19 protein-coding genes are annotated in these 21,050 nt (G+C 60.2%); 13 read left to right on the top strand and 6 right to left on the bottom strand.

Annotation, left to right across the window (positions count from 1 at the left end):
• The first annotated feature begins 130 nt into the window (after positions 1-130).
• From LIX91_RS21725 to LIX91_RS21710, 4 genes are all read left to right on the top strand, one after another.
• The gene (locus LIX91_RS21725; protein ID WP_003420187.1) at positions 131-1,525 is read left to right on the top strand and encodes an FAD-binding oxidoreductase; all 1,395 of its coding nucleotides are present in this window, start codon (positions 131-133) and stop codon (positions 1,523-1,525) included.
• Positions 1,526-1,591: 66 nt separating this feature from the next.
• Positions 1,592-2,257, top strand: coding sequence for a fumarylacetoacetate hydrolase family protein (locus LIX91_RS21720; RefSeq protein ID WP_002555752.1), 666 nt, complete (start codon positions 1,592-1,594; stop codon positions 2,255-2,257).
• A 181-nt stretch (positions 2,258-2,438) separates the two neighbouring features.
• Positions 2,439-3,383: an SdiA-regulated domain-containing protein gene (locus LIX91_RS21715; protein ID WP_226489120.1), complete on the top strand. Its 945-nt coding sequence runs from the start codon at positions 2,439-2,441 to the stop codon at positions 3,381-3,383.
• A gap of 126 nt (positions 3,384-3,509) precedes the next feature.
• The gene (locus tag LIX91_RS21710; RefSeq protein WP_032703441.1) at positions 3,510-4,415 is read left to right on the top strand and encodes an SdiA-regulated domain-containing protein; all 906 of its coding nucleotides are present in this window, start codon (positions 3,510-3,512) and stop codon (positions 4,413-4,415) included.
• Between the two features lie 45 nt (positions 4,416-4,460).
• Here LIX91_RS21710 and rpiA read toward each other — a convergent pair whose 3' ends face one another.
• Positions 4,461-5,132, bottom strand: a complete 672-nt coding sequence (gene rpiA / locus LIX91_RS21705) for a ribose-5-phosphate isomerase RpiA (protein ID WP_003413508.1) — start codon at positions 5,130-5,132, stop codon at positions 4,461-4,463.
• A 159-nt stretch (positions 5,133-5,291) separates the two neighbouring features.
• On the opposite strand from rpiA, the gene ilvA reads away from it, so the two are divergent.
• Both ilvA and LIX91_RS21695 read left to right on the top strand, forming a co-directional pair.
• Complete coding sequence (ilvA, locus tag LIX91_RS21700; protein ID WP_230412624.1) at positions 5,292-6,806, top strand: threonine ammonia-lyase, biosynthetic; 1,515 nt, start codon at positions 5,292-5,294, stop codon at positions 6,804-6,806.
• 162 nt (positions 6,807-6,968) lie between these two features.
• Positions 6,969-7,397 (top strand): DUF2269 family protein, encoded by a 429-nt coding sequence (locus LIX91_RS21695; RefSeq protein WP_226489119.1) that lies wholly within the window; start codon positions 6,969-6,971, stop codon positions 7,395-7,397.
• 13 nt (positions 7,398-7,410) lie between these two features.
• On the opposite strand, the gene LIX91_RS21690 is transcribed toward LIX91_RS21695, so the two are convergent.
• Entirely contained in the window at positions 7,411-8,067 is a 657-nt protein-coding gene (locus tag LIX91_RS21690; protein WP_226489118.1) for an HAD family hydrolase, read from the bottom strand.
• Between the two features lie 142 nt (positions 8,068-8,209).
• Between LIX91_RS21690 and LIX91_RS21685 the strand changes: the two genes are divergently transcribed.
• The 6 genes from LIX91_RS21685 (at position 8,210) to LIX91_RS21660 (ending at position 14,592) form a co-directional block, all read left to right on the top strand.
• Positions 8,210-8,689 carry an RNA pyrophosphohydrolase gene (locus LIX91_RS21685; RefSeq protein WP_002555745.1) on the top strand — a complete coding sequence of 160 codons (480 nt, stop codon included), beginning with the start codon at positions 8,210-8,212 and terminating at the stop codon, positions 8,687-8,689.
• Between the two features lie 21 nt (positions 8,690-8,710).
• On the top strand, positions 8,711-10,990 hold the full coding sequence (gene ptsP / locus LIX91_RS21680) for a phosphoenolpyruvate--protein phosphotransferase (RefSeq protein ID WP_003420161.1): 2,280 nt from the start codon (positions 8,711-8,713) through the stop codon (positions 10,988-10,990).
• A 591-nt stretch (positions 10,991-11,581) separates the two neighbouring features.
• On the top strand, positions 11,582-12,394 hold the full coding sequence (lgt, locus tag LIX91_RS21675) for a prolipoprotein diacylglyceryl transferase (protein ID WP_003343867.1): 813 nt from the start codon (positions 11,582-11,584) through the stop codon (positions 12,392-12,394).
• Between the two features lie 52 nt (positions 12,395-12,446).
• Entirely contained in the window at positions 12,447-13,418 is a 972-nt protein-coding gene (locus LIX91_RS21670) for a thymidylate synthase (RefSeq protein WP_002555742.1), read from the top strand.
• A gap of 76 nt (positions 13,419-13,494) precedes the next feature.
• Positions 13,495-13,692: a hypothetical protein gene (locus LIX91_RS21665; protein ID WP_003343866.1), complete on the top strand. Its 198-nt coding sequence runs from the start codon at positions 13,495-13,497 to the stop codon at positions 13,690-13,692.
• Between the two features lie 3 nt (positions 13,693-13,695).
• Complete coding sequence (locus LIX91_RS21660) at positions 13,696-14,592, top strand: hypothetical protein (RefSeq protein WP_003420160.1); 897 nt, start codon at positions 13,696-13,698, stop codon at positions 14,590-14,592.
• Positions 14,593-14,613: 21 nt separating this feature from the next.
• Here the strand turns inward: LIX91_RS21660 and cadR are convergent, their stop codons facing one another.
• The gene (gene cadR, locus LIX91_RS21655) at positions 14,614-15,060 is read right to left on the bottom strand and encodes a Cd(II)/Pb(II)-responsive transcriptional regulator (RefSeq protein WP_003420159.1); all 447 of its coding nucleotides are present in this window, start codon (positions 15,058-15,060) and stop codon (positions 14,614-14,616) included.
• An 86-nt stretch (positions 15,061-15,146) separates the two neighbouring features.
• On the opposite strand from cadR, the gene LIX91_RS21650 reads away from it, so the two are divergent.
• Positions 15,147-17,405 carry a heavy metal translocating P-type ATPase gene (locus LIX91_RS21650; protein ID WP_226489117.1) on the top strand — a complete coding sequence of 753 codons (2,259 nt, stop codon included), beginning with the start codon at positions 15,147-15,149 and terminating at the stop codon, positions 17,403-17,405.
• A gap of 160 nt (positions 17,406-17,565) precedes the next feature.
• Here the strand turns inward: LIX91_RS21650 and hutG are convergent, their stop codons facing one another.
• From hutG to LIX91_RS21635, 3 genes are read right to left on the bottom strand one after another with little or no spacing between them, the layout of a single operon-like run.
• Positions 17,566-18,366: an N-formylglutamate deformylase gene (gene hutG, locus LIX91_RS21645; protein WP_003396802.1), complete on the bottom strand. Its 801-nt coding sequence runs from the start codon at positions 18,364-18,366 to the stop codon at positions 17,566-17,568.
• Between the two features lie 11 nt (positions 18,367-18,377).
• Positions 18,378-19,583, bottom strand: a complete 1,206-nt coding sequence (gene hutI, locus LIX91_RS21640; protein WP_003420157.1) for an imidazolonepropionase — start codon at positions 19,581-19,583, stop codon at positions 18,378-18,380.
• Between the two features lie 15 nt (positions 19,584-19,598).
• Positions 19,599-20,972, bottom strand: coding sequence for an amino acid permease (locus LIX91_RS21635; protein WP_226489116.1), 1,374 nt, complete (start codon positions 20,970-20,972; stop codon positions 19,599-19,601).
• Between the last annotated feature and the right edge of the window lie 78 nt (positions 20,973-21,050).

Genomic DNA, 21,050 nt, shown 5'->3' with positions numbered 1-21,050 from the left:
GCAGGGGGTGGCCGGATCGGCTCTGGGCACGACTCGCGGGGGGCGTATGCTAGCATATGAGCCCCGCGAAACCTCATCCCGAACGTGAACCGTTCTCAGGATGCCCATGAATCGTTCGAGAGTTGATTCAATGACCGATCGCGTTTTGATTGATGAGCTGCAGACCCTGGTTGACCCTGGCAAGGTACTCACTGATGCCGGCTCTCTGGAGACTTACGGCAAGGACTGGACCAAGCAGTTCACCCCTGCGCCACTGGCCATCGTATTCCCCAAGACCACCGAACAGGTGCAGGCCATCGTACGCTGGGCCAATGAGCGGCTCGTCGCGCTGGTGCCCTCGGGTGGACGAACCGGGCTTTCGGCGGCTGCGGTGGCCGCCAACGGTGAAGTGGTCGTCTCGTTCGATTACATGAACAGGGTGCTGGATCTGAACCTCACCGACCGCACGGCGGTCTGTCAGCCTGGCGTGATCACCCGGCAATTGCAGGCGCTGGCTGAAGAAAACGGTCTTTATTACCCGGTCGACTTCGCTTCTTCTGGCTCCAGTCAGATTGGCGGCAATATCGGCACCAATGCAGGCGGCATCAAGGTCATTCGCTACGGCATGACGCGCAATTGGGTCGCTGGCCTCAAGGTGGTCACCGGCAAGGGCGACCTGCTTGAGCTGAACAAGGACCTGATCAAGAACGCCACCGGCTACGATTTGCGCCAGTTGTTCATCGGTGCCGAAGGTACGCTGGGCTTTGTCGTCGAAGCGACCATGCGCCTCGACCGTGCGCCGAAGAACCTCACTGCGATGGTGCTGGGCACTTCCGACTTCAACTCGATCATGCCGGTGCTGCATGCCTTTCACGGCAAGCTCGACCTGACCGCCTTCGAATTCTTCTCGGACAAATCCTTCGCCCGCGTCATGGCGCGCGGTGATGTGCCGTCGCCTTTCGACACGCCGTGCCCGTTCTATGTGTTGCTGGAGTTCGAAGCGACCACCGAAGACCTCGCCGATCAGGCCCTGGCGACTTTCGAGCACTGCGTCGAGCAGGGTTGGGTGCTGGACGGCGTGATGAGCCAGAGCGAACAGCAATTACGCAACCTGTGGAAGCTGCGCGAGTACATCTCCGAAACCATCTCGCACTTCACGCCGTACAAAAACGATATCTCGGTCACTGTCTCGAAAGTGCCGGAGTTTCTGGCTGAAATCGATGCCATCGTTGCCGAACACTATCCGGACTTCGAAGTGCTCTGGTACGGCCACATTGGCGACGGCAACCTGCACCTGAACATCCTCAAGCCCGAGAGCCTCGACAAGGACGAGTTCTTCGTCAAATGTGCCCGGGTCAACAAGTGGGTGTTCGAGACCGTCGAAAAGTACAACGGCTCGATTTCGGCCGAGCACGGCGTCGGGATGACCAAGCGTGACTATTTGACGTACAGTCGCTCGCCGGTCGAAATCGAATACATGAAGGCGTTGAAAGCGGTGTTCGATCCCAACGGGATCATGAATCCCGGCAAAATCTTCGCCGTTTGATCCGTCGCAACCATTTGATCCGTCGCAACAATAAGCAGGCTACCTCTTACAGCCTCAGGAGACGTCATGAGCTACCAGCACAAATATGTCGATGGCACCAACATTCACTTCCCGCTGGGTAAAGTGGTCTGCATCGGGCGTAACTACGCCGAACATGCCAAGGAACTGGGCAACGCGGTGCCTACCGAGCCGCTGCTGTTCATGAAACCCGGCAGCGCGGTGGTTGCGCTGGAGGGTGGCTTCACCATCCCGGCAGACCGCGGTTCGGTGCATTACGAAGCCGAGATCGTGGTGTTGATCGGCAAGCCCCTGAGCAAGAACCCTTCGCGCGAAGAAGTGCTCGACGCGATCAGCGGCTTTGCGCCTGGTCTGGACCTGACGCTGCGTGATGTCCAGTCGCGTCTGCGTGAGAAAGGCCTGCCGTGGGAGCTGGCCAAGTGTTTTGACGGCGCTGCGGTGATCCCGCCGTTCGTGCCCGCCGAGACATTCCCTGATCTGGAGGACATCGGTATCCGCCTGACCCTCAATGGCAAGGTGGTTCAGGACGGCAACAGCAACATGATGCTCAACCCGATCGTGCCGATGATCCAGCACATGGCAGCCAACTTCTCGCTGCAGGCCGGCGACCTGATCATGACCGGCACGCCTGCCGGTGTCGGGCCGTTCGAAGCCGGCGACCAGATCGCGCTGGAACTGGTCGGGCAGACGCCGTTCGAGAGCGTCGTCAGGTAAGCCGACAGTCTTTCAGGCAGCGCCCAAAGCCACACGGGATCACTCCCGGGTGGCTTTTGTTTGTGGAGTGACTGATAGTTCAGCCGATTTTGCGTTTTTTTCACACCTGTTCTGGATAATCCGGCCGTCCCTGCAAGGGCCCCCCGTCGTCATGAAGTCTCATTTGCTCAGGAACACATGAATGGCCAGTACTGCCGCAAAGCCGCCTCGTACTAAAAAACGCTTCGCTTATCTGCGCAACATGCGCTGGTATTCGTGGTTGTTAGTGGTTGCCTTGCTGGGCTATGGGCTGGCGTTCATCATGCATTGGGATGATCGCGCGCTGCTCTGGTTTCAGGAGCGGTTCGAGAGCAAGGCAGGTCGTCACGCCAGCATCTGGCTGCCGGACTACCATGTGGATATCGACGCCAAAGTGCTGCCAGGCATGGAGAAGGACGAGGCGTCGGACCTGTCCTATAACCCGGTGACCAAAACGCTGTTTGCGGTCATGGGCAAAAATGCGTTTCTGGTGGAGCTGACGCTCACGGGCGATGTACTGCGCAAGATCCCGCTGGTGGGCTGGAGCAATCCGGAAGGCGTTGCCGTCATGAACGATGGCCTGATTGCGATCACTGACGAGCGCCAGCACAAGTTGACCATCGTTAAAGTGAACGCCGACACCACCACCCTGAACATCGCGGATTTCCCCCAGTATGAACTCGGCAAGTCCGCCAACCAGAACAAGGGCTTCGAAGGCATCGCCTGGGACCCGCAGCGTCAGCAGCTGATACTGGGCGAGGAGCGACCTCCCGCGCTGTACACCTGGAAAAGTAATGGCAGTGACGTACTGACAGGCGACAAGCAGCCGCTACCCAGTCGCTCGCTGGACATGCGCAATCTGTCCTCGCTGAGCATCGACCCGCGCACGGGCCACATGCTCGCGCTGTCTGCCGATTCGCACATGTTGCTGGAAGTCGATGATCAAGGCGAGCAGGTGAGCTTCATGACATTGTTGGGCGGCATGAACGGTTTGAAGGATACAATTCCGCGCGCTGAAGGCGTGGCCCTCGATGAGGCCGGTACGCTGTATATGGTCAGCGAACCGAACCTGTTCTATTCGTTTCACAGGGCGCTTCACAAGCACTGAGCCAGGACGGCCGCTACACAGGTCGCCGATACACATTCGGCAAACATATAGCACCATGCCATTAAGCTTGCTTTCAGGATGGCATGGTATCAATCCCGTCCGCTCAATCTGTCCGAGTCACCCTTCATGCGTCGCTCTACTCGCTCTTTAGTCCTGCTTCTGGCCTTTGTACCTCTGATCGTTGTGTTCGTGATCGCCAATCAGCGATACCGCTATGTTGAAAGCGCCTTGTTCGACTGGCAGGTGTTCTGGCAGTCCGACTCGCTTCAGTCCATTGGTCTGGATCAGTACCGCGTCGTCACCGAAGCACAGGTGATCGACGGGCTGCAGGATGATGTCTCGGGCCTGAGCTACGACCCGGACCGCAAGAGCCTGTTTACGGTGACCAACCAGAACCCCGAACTGGTCGAGCTGAGCCTGGACGGTCGTGTGCTGCGGCGCATTCCGCTGGTGGGCTTCGGTGATGCCGAGGCCGTCGAATACATCAAGCCGGGCACTTATGTGATCAGCGATGAGCGTCGGCTCCGGCTGATTCAGATTCACGTCGATGACAACACCAAAAGTCTGGACGCCGCCCAGGCAGAACAATTGACGCTGGGCATCACCGCCAGCGGCAACAAGGGCTATGAAGGGCTGGCCTATGATTCGGTCGGCAAGCGCCTGTTTGTCGCCCGCGAGCGTGATCCGGTGCAGATCATCGAGGTGCGCGGCTTTCCCAAGACCAACTCCGAAGCTCCCGGCAATCTGCAGGTCATCTCCAACAGCAAGCGCGATGGCCGACTGTCGGTTCGTGACCTCTCCAGCCTGCAATTCGATGAGACCAGCGGCCATTTGCTGGCGTTGTCCGATGAGTCGAAGCGCATTCTTGAACTCGACACCAGCGGTCATCCGATTGGCAGCGGCTCGCTGGCAAAAGGGGCGATGGGGCTGAGCAAGGACGTGCCGCAGGCTGAAGGGATGGCCATGGATGCGGAAGGGGCGTTGTATCTGGTGAGCGAGCCGAACCTGTTTTACGTGTTCCGCAAGCCTTGAGCCTATGAGGGTCATGCCCACCTTGCGTGGGCATGACCGGTTTTATCAGCGCGTCAGGGTTTTCACGCCTTCGTTGGTGCCCAGCAGCAACAGGTCGGCCGGACGGGCGGCGAACAGGCCGTTGGTGACCACGCCGACGATGGCGTTGATCTGCGCTTCCAGCTCCACCGGGTTGGTGATGCTCATGTTGTGCACATCAATGATGATGTTGCCGTTGTCGGTCAGAACACCTTCGCGATAAACCGGGTCGCCGCCCAGTTTCACCAGTTGCCGCGCAACGTGGCTGCGGGCCATCGGAATGACTTCGACCGGCAGCGGGAACGCGCCCAGCACCGGCACCAGCTTGCTGCCGTCGGCGATGCAGATGAAGGTCTTGGCCACCGCCGCGACGATTTTCTCGCGAGTCAGTGCCGCGCCGCCGCCCTTGATCAGGTTCAGGTGCTCGTCGCTTTCGTCGGCGCCGTCGACATAGAACTCCAGATCGCTGACCGTGTTCAGTTCATAGACCGGAATGCCGTGCGCCTTGAGGCGCGCCGCAGTGGCTTGCGAACTGGCGACAGCGCCGTCAAAGGCGGCCTTGTGCTTGGCCAGTGCGTCGATGAAGCAATTGGCCGTGGAGCCGGTGCCGACGCCCACAATGCTTTTGTCATCGAGCTTCGGAAGGATGAAGTCGACAGCTGCCTGAGCGACTGCCTGTTTGAGTTGATCCTGGGTCATGCGGGCTCCACAGTGCCTGATGTAGGTAAAAGAGGGGATGCAAAAAGGCCCGCATTATAGCGGCGACTGCGCCGCAAAGCCCTGTCATTCGTATGGTCGTCTTTCGGTGCGCAGAGTAGACTTCCCGACCTTGCCCGCTTCGTCAGTGATGCCACCCCGATGCTTGAACAGTACGTCAAGAAAATCCTCACCTCGCGCGTCTACGACGTTGCCATTGAAACGCCGCTGCAAGGCGCTCGCCAGCTGTCCGAACGGCTGGGCAATCAGGTGCTGCTCAAGCGCGAAGATCTGCAGCCGGTGTTCTCGTTCAAGATTCGTGGCGCGTACAACAAGCTCGCGCAATTGCCCGCAGAGCAGACCGCACGCGGCGTAGTTACGGCATCGGCGGGCAATCATGCTCAGGGCCTGGCGCTGGCGGCGCGTGAGTTGGGGATCAAAGCGACCATCGTCATGCCGCGCACCACGCCGGAGATCAAGGTCGAGGGCGTGCGCTCGCGGGGTGCCACCGTGGTGCTGCACGGTGATTCCTTCCCGGAAGCGCTGGCCTACTCGCTGAAACTGGTCGACGAACGAGGTTTCGTTTACATCCATCCGTATGACGACCCCGACACCATCGCCGGGCAAGGCACGGTGGCGATGGAGATTCTTCGTCAGCAACCGGGCCAGCTGGATGCGATCTTTGTCCCGGTCGGCGGCGGCGGTCTGATTGCCGGCATCGCGGCGTATGTGAAATACCTGCGCCCGGAGATCAAGATCATTGGCGTAGAGCCGGACGACTCCAACTGCCTGCAGGCGGCGATGGCCGCCGGGGAGCGCGTGGTGCTGAGCCAGGTCGGGCTGTTTGCCGATGGCGTGGCGGTGGCGCAGATCGGCCATCACACCTTTGAGGTGTGCCGCCATTATGTCGATGAAGTGATCACCGTCAGTACCGACGAGATCTGCGCGGCGATCAAGGATATCTACGACGATACTCGCTCGATCACCGAGCCGTCCGGCGCGCTGGGCGTGGCCGGGATCAAGAAATATGTCGAGCAGCGCGGCGTCAGCGGCCAGACGCTGGTGGCGATCGATTCAGGGGCCAACGTCAACTTCGACCGCTTACGGCACGTGGCCGAGCGCGCCGAACTGGGTGAGGGTCGCGAGGCGATCATTGCCGTGACCATCCCCGAGCAGCCGGGCAGCTTCAAGGCATTCTGCGAGGCCATCGGCAAGCGGCAGATCACCGAATTCAACTACCGCTATCACACCGATCGCGAGGCGCACATCTTCGTCGGCGTGCAGACCCATCCCGAGAACGACCCGCGCAGCGCCCTGATCACCAGCCTGACCGGACAGGGCTTCCCGGTGCTGGACCTGACCGACAACGAACTGGCCAAACTGCACATCCGTCACATGGTTGGCGGGCATGCCGAGCGGGTTAATGATGAAGTGGTGCTGCGCTTCGAGTTCCCGGAGCGACCGGGTGCGCTGTTCAACTTCCTCAACCGCCTGGGCGGGCGCTGGACCATCTCGATGTTCCACTACCGCAACCACGGCGCAGCTGACGGCCGCGTGGTTGCCGGGCTGGTGGTGCCAGAGGATGAGCGGCATCTGGTCGGCGCTGCGCTGGATGAGATTGGTTACCGGTATTGGGACGAAAGCGAGAACCCGGCGTACCGGTTGTTTCTGGGCTGAGGCCGTGGATATTTCTCGTTCCTCACGCTCCGTCACAAGAGGACGCAGAGCGTCCAGACCGGCATACCCACGCGGAGCATGGGCACGATAGCGCTTAAGGCACGACTCTTGTGTTCACACTGCTAAACTCACCCAAGCCCGATTCCAGAGGAACACCGCGTCATGGAACCCATCACCACCCTCAATACCTTGCACATCGTCGCCATCGCGTTGTTGCTGATCAGCGCGCTGGTGCTGGCCAGCGGGGTGGTCAAGGTGCGCCTTGAAGGCGACACGACTGTGCAGAATCGTCTGCTCAAGCGGCCGTTGCTGTTTTTCTGGGTGTTGATGGCCGTTTGCCTGGCGACGCTGCCGTTCAGTGGCTGGTGGCTGGTGCATTTGAAAGGCCTGTCACTGGGCCAGACCTGGGTGCTGGGCAGCAGCGTGCTTTACACCTTGGGGCTGTGCAGTTGGGTCTGGCTAGTGGCCAGGCTCAATCGGTTGCGTCTTGGTGCCAAAGGCGGCAAGCGCGGCTTTACCCTGGCGCTGACGGTGATCAGCGTCGTGTGCTTCGTGGTGATGGCCGGTCTGACAGGCTTCAAACCGGCCTGAGTATTGCCAGCACTCAGTGACGCAGGGTAATCACCGGCCAGCCGCGTCGCTCGGCTTCGGCACGCAATTTATCGTCCGGATCGACCGCAACCGGATTGGCCACCTGCTCCAGCAGAGGCAGGTCGTTCATCGAGTCACTGTAGAAATAGCTGTCCTCGAGGCTGAACGCGTTGTCTTCCAGCCACTGATTGAGGCGTGTCACCTTGCCTTCACGGAAGCAGGGCACACCTGTGGTGCGGCCGGTATAGCGGCCGTCAGCCATCTCGCATTCGGTCGCCAGCAGGGTATCGATCCCCAGTTGCGCCACGATAGGTGCCGTCACAAAGCGGTTGGTGGCGGTGATCACCACCAGCTTGTCGCCGGCCTCGCGGTGTTTGGCGATCAATTCCAGCGCCTTGGGCAGCATCATCGGTTCGATGCAGTCACGCATGAACTCGCGATGCCACTGCTTGAGCTGCGCCATGTCAGTGTTGCCCAGAATCTCCAGAGTAAAATTCAGGTAGTCGGTCATGTTCAGCGTACCGGCCAGGTAATCCTGATAGAACTCGTCGTTGCGGGTCTTGTAGGTCGCGGCATCAAGGATCCCGCGCCGGCACAGGTAATCGCCCCAGGCGTGATCGCTGTCGCCGCCCAGAAGGGTGTTGTCGAGGTCGAATAAAGCCAGACGCATAGGGTTACTCGCTGAAATAGTTGAAAAAAGAGCCCCAGAATACGAGGTTTTCACAAGTCTTCACATAAGGTGATAAGCCTCGTTGCTGGTTTGATCGCCTTTGTGGAACAATGCGGCGACATGCGTTTGCGAGGTTGTTGCCGTGATCGACCCCGATGGTTTCCGTCCTAATGTCGGGATTATTCTGACAAACGATGCTGGTCAGGTCCTATGGGCTCGGCGTATTAACCAGGATGCCTGGCAGTTTCCTCAAGGGGGTATCAACCCGCAGGAGACGCCGGAAGACGCGCTTTATCGCGAATTGAATGAAGAAGTCGGTCTGGAACGACATGATGTGCAAATACTTGCCTGCACTCGGGGCTGGTTGCGCTATCGTCTGCCGCAAAGACTGGTCCGTACCCACAGCCAGCCGCTGTGTATCGGCCAGAAGCAAAAATGGTTTCTCCTGCGCCTGATCTCCAACGAGCAGCGGGTGCGGATGGATTTGACCGGTAAACCGGAGTTCGATGGCTGGCGTTGGGTCAGTTATTGGTATCCGTTAGGCCAGGTGGTGACATTCAAGCGCGAGGTGTATCGACGCGCACTCAAAGAGCTTGCCCCGCGCCTCTTATCGCGCGACTGACACGGAGTTCGACCCCGAGCCATGCTCAATACGCTGCGCAAGATCGTCCAGGAAGTTAACTCCGCCAAGGATCTCAAGGCGGCGTTGGGCATTATTGTGTTGCGCGTCAAGGAGGCCATGGGCAGCCAGGTCTGCTCGGTCTACCTGCTCGATGCCGAGGTCAACCGCTTCGTCCTGATGGCTTCCGAAGGCCTCAACAAGCGCTCCATCGGCAAAGTCAGCATGGCACCGAATGAAGGCCTGGTCGGTCTGGTCGGTACGCGCGAAGAACCGCTGAATCTCGAAAACGCCGCAGATCACCCTCGTTATCGCTATTTCGCCGAAACCGGTGAAGAACGCTACGCCTCGTTCCTGGGCGCGCCGATCATCCACCACCGGCGCGTGGTTGGCGTATTGGTCATCCAGCAAAAGGAGCGCCGTCAGTTCGACGAGGGCGAAGAAGCCTTCCTGGTCACCATGAGCGCGCAACTGGCGGGCGTTATCGCGCATGCCGAAGCGACTGGCTCGATCCGCGGTCTGGGTCGTCAGGGCAAGGGCATTCAGGAAGCCAAGTTCGTCGGTGTCGCCGGTTCGCCGGGTGCTGCGGTCGGTGTCGCCGTGGTCATGCTGCCGCCTGCCGATCTGGAAGTGGTCCCCGACAAGACCGTCACTGACATCGCCGCCGAACTGGCATTGTTCCAGAACGCGCTGGAAGGCGTACGCGGTGACATGCGCACCCTGTCGGCCAAGCTGGCCACCCAGTTGCGTCCAGAAGAGCGGGCGCTGTTCGATGTCTACCTGATGATGCTCGACGACGCCTCGCTGGGCAGCGAAGTGACCGACGTGATCAAGACCGGCCAATGGGCGCAGGGCGCCTTGCGCTCGGTGGTCAGCGAGCACGTCAAACGTTTCGAACTGATGGACGATGCCTACCTGCGCGAGCGGGCGTCGGACGTCAAGGACCTGGGCCGCCGCCTGCTGGCCTATCTCCAGGAAGCACGGCAACAGGCGCTGGTCTATCCCGACAACACGATTCTGGTGAGTGAAGAGCTGACCCCGGCGATGCTCGGCGAGGTGCCGGAAGGCAAACTGGTCGGCCTGGTGTCGGTTCAGGGCTCCGGCAACTCCCACGTTGCGATTCTGGCGCGGGCCATGGGCATTCCCACGGTCATGGGCCTGGTGGACTTTCCTTACTCCAAGGTCGATGGCATCGATCTGGTGGTCGACGGCTATCACGGCGAAGTCTTCACCAACCCCAGCGAAATCATGCGCAAGCAGTTCGGCAAGGTGGTGGAGGAGGAGCGTCAGCTCTCCCAGGGCCTGGATGCCCTGCGTGAACTGCCTTGCGTCACCCTCGACGGGCATCGCATGCCGCTGTGGGTCAACACTGGCCTGCTGGCCGACGTGGCGCGTGCGCAACAGCGTGGCGCCGAAGGGGTGGGCCTGTACCGCACCGAAGTGCCGTTCATGATCAACCAGCGCTTCCCGAGTGAAAAGGAACAGCTGGCGATCTACCGCGAGCAACTGGCCGCCTTCCATCCACTGCCGGTGACCATGCGCAGCCTGGACATCGGTGGCGACAAGTCGCTGTCCTACTTCCCGATCAAGGAAGACAACCCGTTTCTCGGCTGGCGCGGAATTCGCGTCACCCTCGATCACCCGGAAATCTTCCTGGTCCAGACCCGCGCCATGCTCAAGGCCAGCGAGGGGCTGAATAACCTGCGCATTCTGCTGCCGATGATCTCCAGCACCCACGAAGTGGAAGAGGCGCTGCACCTGATCCACCGCGCCTGGGGCGAGGTGCGCGACGAAGGCACTGACGTACCGATGCCGCCGGTGGGCGTGATGATCGAAGTGCCGGCGGCGGTCTACCAGACCCGCGACTTGGCCCGTCAGGTGGACTTCCTCTCGGTCGGCTCCAACGACCTGACCCAGTACCTGCTGGCGGTTGACCGCAACAACCCGCGTGTGGCCGATCTCTATGACTACCTGCACCCGGCGGTGCTTCAGGCGCTGCAAAGCGTGGTGCGTGACGCGCATGCCGAGGGCAAGCCAGTGAGCATCTGCGGCGAAATGGCGGGTGACCCGGCAGCAGCGGTGTTGTTGATGGCGATGGGCTTCGACAGTCTGTCGATGAACGCCACCAACCTGCCGAAAGTGAAATGGATGCTGCGCCAGATCAACCTCAGCAAGGCCAAGGAACTGCTGGCGCAACTGATGACCAACGACAACCCGCAAGTCATCAGCAGCTCCCTGCAACTGGCACTGAAAAACCTCGGCCTGTCGCGGATGATCAACCCCAGCTCGGTCAAAGGGCACTAAGCGCTACTAATGCTTTCGTGAGCTCACTCCCACAGGGAGTGCACATTGCCCCTGTAGGAGCGAACTTGTTCGCGAAGAGGCCGGTACAGACTCCGGGAAATGGGCCGTTTGGGCTATTGCCTTCGTGAGCAAGCTCACTCCCACAGGGAGTACACATGCCCCCGTAGGAGCAAACTTGTTCGCGAAGAGGCCGGTACAGACTCCGGGAAATGGGCCGTTTGGGCTATTGCCTTCGTGAGCAAGCTCACTCCCACAGGGAGTACACATTGCCCCCCCCCGTGGGAGCGAGCTTGCTCGCGAAGGCAGACTGACTGCTTAGTAAATATTCAGCTGCTGCACCTACCTCTTCGTGAGCAAGCTTACACACACGCCTGTTTCAAGACCGGACGCAGAGCGTCCAGAACGGCGCTACCACGCGGAGCGTGGGAACGATAACCATACCCAGGCCTTACGGCTGGACACACCAGGCACATCTTTTTTCACTTCGTTCAGGCGGCTTCCATCGGTCGCAGCTAGAGCATCCTGCCGGGCTCCGGTAACATGCGCGCCTGATTCAGTCGCTCGCAAGGGCGTTCCAATTGAGGAGTCGCAATGCTGCCTTACCCGCAGATTGACCCGGTAGCCGTCGCTATCGGCCCGCTGCAAATTCACTGGTACGGTTTGATGTACCTGGTCGGTATCGGCGGCGCCTGGCTGCTCGCGTCGCGTCGCCTGAACAAGTTCGACCCGACCTGGACCAAGGAAAAACTCTCCGACCTGATTTTCTGGCTGGCCATGGGCGTGATTGTCGGTGGGCGGCTGGGCTACGTGCTGTTCTATGACCTGTCGGCCTACATCGCCAATCCGCTGCTGATCTTCGAGGTCTGGAAGGGTGGCATGGCGTTCCACGGCGGCTTTGTCGGCGTGATGATCGCGGCTTGGTGGTTTGGCAAGCGCAACGGCAAAAGCTTCTTCCAACTGATGGACTTCGTTGCCCCGCTGGTGCCGATCGGCCTGGGTGCCGGGCGTATCGGCAACTTCATCAATGCCGAGCTGTGGGGCAAGCCGACCGATGTGCCGTGGGCCATGGTCTTCCCGCCATTCAGCGACCCTGCGCAACTGGCGCGTCATCCCTCGCAGCTGTACCAGTTCGCGCTGGAAGGCGTTGCGCTGTTCATCATCCTCAATCTGTACGCCCGCAAGCCGCGTCCGACCATGGCCGTTTCCGGCATGTTCGCGCTGTTCTACGGGATCTTCCGCTTTGTGGTCGAGTTCGTCCGCGTCCCTGATGCCCAGTTGGGTTACCTGGCGTGGGGCTGGGTGACCATGGGTCAGATCCTCAGCCTGCCGATGATCATCGCCGGCCTGTTCCTGATCTGGCTGGCCTACAAGCGCGATCCGTCCGCCAGCAAAGCAGCGGTTTAATACCGAAACGCCGGGTGAAGACGCCCGGCGCGTTCAACAATGCAGGTGATTTATGAAGCAATATCTGGAACTGGTCGCTCATGTGATCAAGCACGGGACCTTGCAAGCCAACCGTACCGGCGTGAACACCATCAGCTTTCCGGGTGCGATGCTGCGTTATGACTTGCAGGAAGGCTTTCCGGCGATCACCACACGGCGCATGGCCTTCAAATCGGCCATCGGCGAGATGGTCGGCTTTCTGCGTGGCGTAAACAACGCCGCCGAATTCCGCGAACTGGGCTGCAAGGTCTGGGATCAGAACGCCAACGAAAACGCTCAGTGGCTGAACAACCCGTTCCGCAAGGGCGAGGACGATCTGGGCGAAATCTATGGCGTGCAATGGCGCAAGTGGCCGGCCTACAAGCGTATCGATGCCGGCAATGTCGCGGCCATCGAACTGGCGCTGGGCCAGGGGTATCGTCAGATTGCCGAGTCCGAAGAAGACGGCCAGTCTTTCGTGGTCCTGTACAAGGCCATCGACCAGATTCGCCAGTGCGTCGACACCATCATCAACGACCCGGGCAGCCGGCGGATCCTGTTCCACGGCTGGAACTGCGCACAGCTCGATGAAATGGCCCTGCCGCCGTGCCACCTGCTGTACCAGCTGCACCCGAACCCGCAGACCCGCGAAATCTCGCTGACGCTGTACATCCGCTCCAACGATCTGGGCCTCGGCACGCCGTTCAACCTGACCGAAGGCGCCGCGCTGCTGAGCCTGATCGGCCGCCTGACCGGCTACACGCCGCGCTGGTTCACCTACTTCATCGGCGACGCCCACGTGTACGAAAACCACCTGGACATGCTCAACGAACAGATGACCCGCGAGCCGTACCCGATGCCGAAACTGGTGATCTCCGACCGCGTGCCCGAGTTTGCCAAGACCGGTGTGTACCAGCCTGAGTGGCTGGAACTGATCGAGCCGTCCGACTTCACCCTGGAAGGCTACCAGCACCACCCGGCAATGACGGCGCCGATGGCGGTTTGAGTCTGTAAGAGAGCGAATTGAGCGTTGTGCTATAGTTTTGGCGTAAGTCCCCTGACCCTGTTCAATGGAATCGACTATGTTTTTCAATCGGATTGGACATCGTAGTGATACGAAGAAGGCTGAAGACGCGGCCCTCATGCAGGCAATCAAGAGCATCGACACTCTTGTGGTAAGGGGTGGTCGCATGTCCATGGACGCCAAAGAAATCGAAGGTTTGGTTCGCTCCTCCCGCGATAAGGCTAAAAAACTGGTCACTCCGCAAGCCGAATCCTGATAAATGGCTTTTTTACTTCTGCTGCCACTACTCGTCAGCGGTTTTTTGGTGTGCCTGAAGGATCCCACCGTTTATTGCAGGCTGCATCGCTATGAAGGCCAGATGCTTTACTTGCTGGTGGGGCGGTATGGTATCTACTGTTTTTTAGCGGCCATGTTTGTAACCGCAGCCCTTGCAGGCCTGTTCTCGCATGATTGGGGTGTGTTTTGCCCAAAATGGGCCCAAACGACGGACGCGACCTCGCCAGTCTGTTTTGCCGTGAACACCGATTTCATGGGCGCTTTAGGTCAAATGGGGCAGGACTTCGACATCACTGGCAGGAATTTTAGCCAGGTGGGCGTGTTCCTTGCCCTGTCGGGTTTACTGACCTTGGCGATGCCAAGCCTCGGAGCTTTTCTTACTGTCAGGATTCTCAAGTGGCAACTGGGCGCGGGTAAAAAAGAAGAAATTGCGGTCTATCTGCTGGGTCAGTCTGTAGATCACAGCCCTATCTGCTCGACGCTTTTCGATGCATTTGTCGACAAGGAAGAAGTGATGATCACGATGGCGGATCGAAAGGTCTACGTCGGTTACATCATGGACGTCGGAGCCCCTACCGAAGTGACGGGTGTGAATCAGGAAATTTTGCTTATCCCGACCGTCAGTGGCTATCGGGACAAGGACACCCTGAAAGTGGTGTACACGACCGATTACCCAAGTGATACACCGCTCAGGCCTATTGGTTTTCGGCAGGAAAATATCGTCTCGATCAGCATCTTCAGCGAGGAGGTACGCGAAGCGTTCAAACGCGTTGATTCTGAGCGGGCGGGTGAAGAGACAGCGAAAGAGAAAGCTGCCAAGGATCAGCTCGTCAAGGCGATCACTGAGCTTGTGGCGGTGGTGCAGGCCGCGCAGCGCTGAACCAGAGGTCTCAAACCCGTCTCAATGCCCATGACTCCTCCCCACATGTGAAGGCTCGCCCTCTGGCGTTGCCACAGCCCCCGTCACTTCCAGCCTTTCCAGTATCGCGCAATGTTCTGTCGTGCCATCGCTGCAGCGGCGGCGCAGGTCGAGCAGTTGTTCCTGGAGTGCTTGCAGGCTTGCGACGCGAGCGTTGACGTGTTCGATGTGTTCGTCGATCAGGGCGTTGACGTTTTCGCACTGGTCCTGTGGGCTGTCGCGCAGGTTGAGCAGGTTGCGGATTTCTTCGAGGGTCATGTCCAGGCTGCGGCAATTGCGGATGAACGACAGGCGCTCCATGTGCGCCTGGGTATACAGCCGGTAATTGCCGTCACTGCGCGCGGGGGCAGGCAGCAGGCCTTCGCGTTCGTAATAGCGGATGGTTTCGACCTGGGTGTCGGTCAGTTTTGCCAGTTCGCCGATTTTCATTTCGACTCATCTCGTTTGAGTGCTTGACCCTATAGTGGCTACAGGGTGTTCACTTGGCAACAAGCAGAATCCTGGAGCCACAACGAATGGGCACGACGATCAAGAATTCCCCCGCACATGACCACGATCATGACCATGATCACGGCGAGCACGCACACGAGCAAAAGCCCGTGGAGCATGCCCATTCGTGTTGCTCCAGCGACGCGCAGCCTGCTGTAGTGACCTTCAGCGAATCGCCTGCAGCAGGTGGTCGTCTGAGCAGCTTTCGTATCGAAGCGATGGATTGCCCTACCGAGCAGACGCTGATCCAGAACAAACTGGGCAAGCTGGCCGGTGTGCAGAAGCTGGAATTCAACCTGATCAACCGCATGTTGGGCGTCTGGCACGACCTGCCGTCCACTGACCCGATTCGTGAGGCCATCAGCTCGTTGGGCATGCAGGCCGAGCCGGTCGAGGAAGGTGCAGCGTCTGCCGAACCGGCGCCGGTGGTGAAGAAACACTGGTGGCCGCTGGCGTTGTCCGGCGTTGCGGCGCTGGTGGCAGAGGTGGTCCATTTTGCATCGCTCGGCCCGACCTGGGTGGTTGCCTTGCTGGCACTGGTGTCGATCTTCAGTTGCGGGTTGACGACTTACAAGAAGGGCTGGATCGCACTCAAGAACTTCAACCTGAACATCAATGCACTGATGAGCATCGCGGTGACCGGCGCCATTTTGATCGGTCAGTGGCCGGAAGCGGCGATGGTGATGTTCCTGTTTACCATTGCCGAGTTGATCGAAGCCAAGTCGTTGGACCGTGCGCGCAATGCGATCAGTGGCCTGATGCAACTGACGCCTGAGCTTGCCACCGTCAAGCAGGCGGATGGCAGTTGGCAGGAAGTCGAAGCCAAAAACGTCGAACTGGAGGCTATCGTCCGGATCAAGCCAGGCGAGCGTGTCGGGCTTGATGGTGAAGTGGTGTCCGGTAGCTCAACGATTGACCAGGCATCGATCACCGGTGAAAGCCTGCCGGTGGAGAAGACTGTTGGCGACAAGGTTTTCGCGGGCACCATCAACCAGGCTGGTTCGCTGGAGTACCGCGTCACCGCCGCTGCGAACAACTCGACGCTGGCGCGCATCATTCATGCGGTGGAAGCGGCGCAGGGTTCGCGTGCGCCGACCCAGCGCTTTGTCGACAGCTTTTCCCGTATCTATACGCCAGTGGTGTTCGTCGTTGCGTTGGCATTGGCGTTGGTCGCACCGCTGTTCTTTGGCGGCGAATGGTATGACTGGATCTACCGGGCGCTGGTGCTGCTGGTGGTGGCCTGCCCATGTGCGCTGGTAATTTCCACCCCGGTAACCATCGTCAGCGGTCTGGCAGCGGCGGCGCGCAAGGGGATTTTGATCAAGGGTGGCGTTTATCTGGAAATGGGCGAAAAGCTCGATTATCTGGCGCTGGATAAAACCGGCACGCTGACCCACGGCAAGCCGGTGCAGACTGATTATGTGCCTTTGAACCCTGCTGTCTCCGATAGCGCGCCGGGGATTGCCGCGAGTCTCGCCGGTCGTTCGGATCACCCGGTTTCCCAAGCGATTGCCAAGGCCGCCGATGGCAGCCTGACGCTGCATGAAGTCAGCGCGTTCGAGGCATTGGGTGGGCGCGGTGTGAAAGGCGAGATCAACGGCCAGATGTATCACTTGGGCAACCATCGTCTGGTGGAAGAACTGGGCCTGTGTTCGCCGGAGCTGGAAGCCAGGCTCGATGCGCTGGAGATGCAGGGCAAGACCGTGGTGCTGTTGCTCGATGCCTCGGGTCCGATTGCGCTGTTTGCCGTCGCCGATACGGTGAAGGAGACCAGCCGTGAAGCCATCGCTCAGTTGCACGAGTTGGGCATCAAGACGGTCATGCTGACCGGTGATAACCCGCACACGGCCAAGGCGATTGCCGATCAGGTCGGCATCGATGAAGCGCAGGGCAATCTGCTGCCTGCCGACAAGCTCAGTGCGATCGAGGCGCTTTACAGCCGCAATCACCGGGTAGGCATGGTAGGCGACGGTATCAATGATGCCCCTGCGCTGGCCCGTGCGGAGATTGGTTTCGCGATGGCCGCTGCAGGCACCGATACGGCTATCGAGACGGCAGATGTCGCCCTGATGGACGATGATCTGCGCAAGATCCCAACGTTCATTGCGCTTTCACGCCGGACATCGGCGGTGCTGAAACAGAACATTGTGTTGGCCATTGTGACCAAGGTGCTGTTCATCGGTATCACCTTCGCGGGCTTGGCGACCATGTGGATGGCGGTGTTTGCCGACATGGGCGTGAGCTTGCTGGTGGTGTTCAACGGCTTGCGCTTGCTCAAGAAGTGATCAGGCGGGAACCTTGAAGGGCGGGCGCGGAGCGTCCGGAACGGCATTCCCACGCGGAGCATGGGAACGATAATCGGTGTTGCTATCGGCTCCGACCACTGGCCATCGCTCCCACGCTCCGCGTGGTAGCGCCTTTCTGGACGCTCTGCGTCCGACGTTGTCAGCCGAAGCGCTCCTGCCCCCAGGCAATGAAGGTTTCCAGCAGTGGCTTGAGCACGGCGCGGGTCGGTTCTGCCAGGTCCGGCCGGTAGTGGAAGGGCACGAATTCGTCCATGTAGGTGCTTTGCGCCAGCTCCAGCTGTACGGCATGGATGTTGTTGGCCGGGTTGCCGTAGTGGCGGGTGATGTGGCCGCCCTTGAAGCGTCCGTTCAACACATGGCTGTAGTCCTTGGCCGCTGCGCAGACCTGCTCCATCCGGCTGGCCAGCTCCGGATCGCAGCTGGCGCCATTGAAGGTGCCCAGGTTGAAGTCCGGCAGGCGGCCATCGAACAGGTGCGGGATGTGGCCGCGAATCGAGTGGGCGTCGAACAGCAGCGCATAACCGAACTCGTCACGCATGCGCTGCAGTTCCTGCTCCAGCGTCTGGTGATACGGTGTCCATATCTGCTGTAGATAGCGCGCCCGCTCTTCGACGCTGGGCGTCTGGCCGTCCTTGAACAGTGGCACGCCGTCGAACAGGATCGACGGAAACAGGCCGGTGGTCGCACCTGCGTACATGGGCTTGTCGTCAGAGGGCCTATTGAGGTCGATGACAAAGCGCGAGTATTCGGCAGCCAGCGTGCTGGCGCCCAATTCGGCGGCGAAGTCATACAGACGTGGAATGTGCCAGTCGGTGTCCGGCAGGCTCAAGGCTTCGTCCACCAGCGCGGCTTCGACCACCGGGGTCAGTTTCAGACCGGCATGCGGCATGCTGATCAGCAGCGGAATGCGGCCACGCTTGAATGTCAGAACGTTATCCACAGGGCTCTCCTTCAGATCGATGATTCGACGCCGTGGCGCACGATGCGTTTGTCCAGATCGCCGCCCAGCCAGTAGGCCAGATCAGCCGGTCGTTCGATGTTCCAGGCGACGAAATCCGCGACCTTGCCGACCTCCAGCGAGCCGTGGGTCGCGCTCATGCCCAGCGCCCTGGCGGCATTGAACGTCACCCCCGCCAGTGCTTCTTCGGGCGTCATGCGAAACAGCGTGCAGGCCATGTTCAGCATCAGGCGCAATGACAGGCCCGGCGAGGTGCCAGGGTTGAGGTCGGTGGAAATCGCGATCGGCACGCCGTGCTTGCGCAGCGCGTCCATCGGCGGCAGTTGTGTTTCACGCAGGAAGTAAAACGCGCCCGGCAGCAGCACCGCGACGGTTCCGGCAGCGGCCATGGCGATGGCGTCGTCCTCGGTCATGAACTCCAGATGATCCGCCGACAGCGCCTTGTAGCGCGCAGCCAGGCTCGATCCGCCCAATGACGACAGCTGCTCGGCATGCAGTTTGACCGGCAGCGCCAACTGCCCCGCGGTGATGAACACCTGCTCGACCTGCGCAGGCGAAAACGCCAGGTATTCACAGAAAGCATCTACTGCATCGACCAGCCCTTCGGCTGCCAGTGCCGGGAGCATGTCGTTGCAGATGTGGTTGATGTAATCGTCGGCGCGATCGGCGTATTCCGGTGGCAGCGCGTGGGCGGCCAGGCAGGTGGCGCGCACGGTGACGGGCTGGGTGTTGCCCAGACGCCGGATCACCCGCAGGATCTTGCGCTCGTTTTCCAGGTCCAGCCCGTAGCCCGACTTCATCTCGACGGTGGTGACGCCGTCTTTCAGCAGATGCCGCAAACGGCGCTCGGCACTGGCGTACAGCTCATCCTCGCTGGCGTCGCGCGTCGCACGCACCGTGCTGGCAATACCGCCGCCCGCTGCGGCGATCTCGGCGTAGCTCACACCCTGTAAACGCTGTTCGAACTCGCCGCTGCGGTTGCCGCCGAACACCGTGTGGGTGTGACAATCGATCAGGCCGGGCGTGACCCATGCACCATTCAGATCGATGCAGTTGTCATGTTCCGGCTCGGCCAGCTCGGCCTGAGGCCCGATCCACTCGATGAGCGCTCCGGAGGTCACGATGGCGGCATGCTCGATGATCGAGTATTTGCCTTGCGCCATGCTTGCGATGTGACAGTTTTTCCAGAGCGTTTTCATTCCAGGCCTCGTTGATCAATGAGTGTTGTTGAGCGCCTTGGGCTTGACCCAGCCATAGGCAATGAGCAGCAGACCGATCCAGATCGCGCCGACGATCAAGGCTGCACGGTTGTCCGGGAAGTAACCCAGCACGCCGAAGATGAACAGCATGAAGACGATGGCGGCGGCGGGCCCGTAAGGCCAGAGCGGCACTGCGAATTTAAGCTGTGCCGCTTCCTCGCGGTTCATCGAGCGGCGCATGGCGACCTGCGTCAGCAGAATCATCAGCCAGACCCACACGGTGGCGAAGGTGGCCAGCGAAGCGATCAGCAGGAACACGTCCTTGGGGATCAGGTAGTTGAGCAGCACGCCGCCCAGCAGCGCGATGCCCATGACCAGCACGGTCATCCACGGCACGCCATGACGCGACACGCGGGCGAAACTGGCGGGCGCCTGACCTTCACGGGCCAGGCCATACATCATGCGGCCTGCGCCGAAGATGTCGCTGTTGATCGCCGACACGGCCGCCGAGATCACCACGATGTTGAGGATGGTCGCCGCCGAAGCGATACCCAGGTTGTCGAAAATCTGCACGAACGGGCTGCCCTGCGTGCCGATCTGCGGCCACGGGTAGATGCACATCAGCACAAACAGCGTCAGCACGTAGAACAGCAGAATGCGCAGCGGTACGGCATTGATCGCCTGCGGCAGGCTGCGTTGCGGGTCCTTCGCTTCGCCTGCGGTAATGCCGATGATTTCGATGCCGCCGAAGGCAAACATCACCACCGCGAACGAGGCGATCAGACCGGTGACGCCGTTGGGCATGAAGCCGCCATGTGCCCACAGGTTGCTGATGCCGATTTCGGTGCCGCTGGCCGAGCTGCCGATACCGAAGATCATGATGCCGAAGCCTGCGACGATCATCGCCACGATGGCGCTGACCTTGAGGATCGACAGCCAGAACTCGGTTTCACCGAAGACTTTCACGTTGCACAGGTTGAGCGCGCCGATCAGAAAGACGATGCCCAGCACCCAGATCCAGCGCGGTACTTCCGGAAACCAGAAGCCCATGTAGATGCCGAATGCGGTCACGTCGGCCAGGCAGACGATGATCATCTCGAACGCGTAGGTCCAGCCGAGCACGAAGCCGGCCAGCGGGCCCATGTAGCGCGTGGCGTAATGGCTGAACGAACCGGACACCGGGTCGTGGACCGCCATTTCGCCGAGCGCGCGCATCACCATGTACACCGCCGCGCCGCCGATCAGGTAAGCCAGCAGTACGGCAGGCCCGGCCTGTTGAATCGCCGAGGCCGAGCCGTAGAACAACCCTGTGCCGATGGCAGAGCCCAGGGCCATGAAGCGGATGTGGCGGGCGGATAACCCGCGTTTCAAACCATCTTGTGACGTCATTTCAGGTCCATTTCATTACAGGTATGGCAAAAGCCGCGAGAACGCCTGCATCCGGCCTCCCGCAGCGATGACCAAAGC

Origin of the sequence: Pseudomonas sp. B20 (assembly GCF_020515755.1) — a bacterium.
Taxonomy (GTDB): Bacteria; Pseudomonadota; Gammaproteobacteria; order Pseudomonadales; family Pseudomonadaceae; genus Aquipseudomonas; species Aquipseudomonas syringae.
This window is presented reverse-complemented; position numbering and strand designations above follow the sequence as displayed.

Excerpts from the sequence above, each read along its gene's own strand:
- LIX91_RS21725 (WP_003420187.1), top strand. The coding sequence starts at position 131 with ATGACCGATCGCGTTTTGATTGATGAGCTGCAGACCCTGGTTGACCCT.
- LIX91_RS21720 (WP_002555752.1), top strand. The coding sequence starts at position 1,592 with ATGAGCTACCAGCACAAATATGTCGATGGCACCAACATTCACTTCCCG.
- LIX91_RS21715 (WP_226489120.1), top strand. The coding sequence starts at position 2,439 with ATGGCCAGTACTGCCGCAAAGCCGCCTCGTACTAAAAAACGCTTCGCT.
- LIX91_RS21710 (WP_032703441.1), top strand. The coding sequence starts at position 3,510 with ATGCGTCGCTCTACTCGCTCTTTAGTCCTGCTTCTGGCCTTTGTACCT.
- rpiA (WP_003413508.1), bottom strand. The coding sequence starts at position 5,132 with ATGACCCAGGATCAACTCAAACAGGCAGTCGCTCAGGCAGCTGTCGAC.
- ilvA (WP_230412624.1), top strand. The coding sequence starts at position 5,292 with ATGCTTGAACAGTACGTCAAGAAAATCCTCACCTCGCGCGTCTACGAC.
- LIX91_RS21695 (WP_226489119.1), top strand. The coding sequence starts at position 6,969 with ATGGAACCCATCACCACCCTCAATACCTTGCACATCGTCGCCATCGCG.
- LIX91_RS21690 (WP_226489118.1), bottom strand. The coding sequence starts at position 8,067 with ATGCGTCTGGCTTTATTCGACCTCGACAACACCCTTCTGGGCGGCGAC.
- ptsP (WP_003420161.1), top strand. The coding sequence starts at position 8,711 with ATGCTCAATACGCTGCGCAAGATCGTCCAGGAAGTTAACTCCGCCAAG.
- lgt (WP_003343867.1), top strand. The coding sequence starts at position 11,582 with ATGCTGCCTTACCCGCAGATTGACCCGGTAGCCGTCGCTATCGGCCCG.
- LIX91_RS21670 (WP_002555742.1), top strand. The coding sequence starts at position 12,447 with ATGAAGCAATATCTGGAACTGGTCGCTCATGTGATCAAGCACGGGACC.
- LIX91_RS21665 (WP_003343866.1), top strand. The coding sequence starts at position 13,495 with ATGTTTTTCAATCGGATTGGACATCGTAGTGATACGAAGAAGGCTGAA.
- LIX91_RS21660 (WP_003420160.1), top strand. The coding sequence starts at position 13,696 with ATGGCTTTTTTACTTCTGCTGCCACTACTCGTCAGCGGTTTTTTGGTG.
- cadR (WP_003420159.1), bottom strand. The coding sequence starts at position 15,060 with ATGAAAATCGGCGAACTGGCAAAACTGACCGACACCCAGGTCGAAACC.
- LIX91_RS21650 (WP_226489117.1), top strand. The coding sequence starts at position 15,147 with ATGGGCACGACGATCAAGAATTCCCCCGCACATGACCACGATCATGAC.
- hutI (WP_003420157.1), bottom strand. The coding sequence starts at position 19,583 with ATGAAAACGCTCTGGAAAAACTGTCACATCGCAAGCATGGCGCAAGGC.
- LIX91_RS21635 (WP_226489116.1), bottom strand. The coding sequence starts at position 20,972 with ATGACGTCACAAGATGGTTTGAAACGCGGGTTATCCGCCCGCCACATC.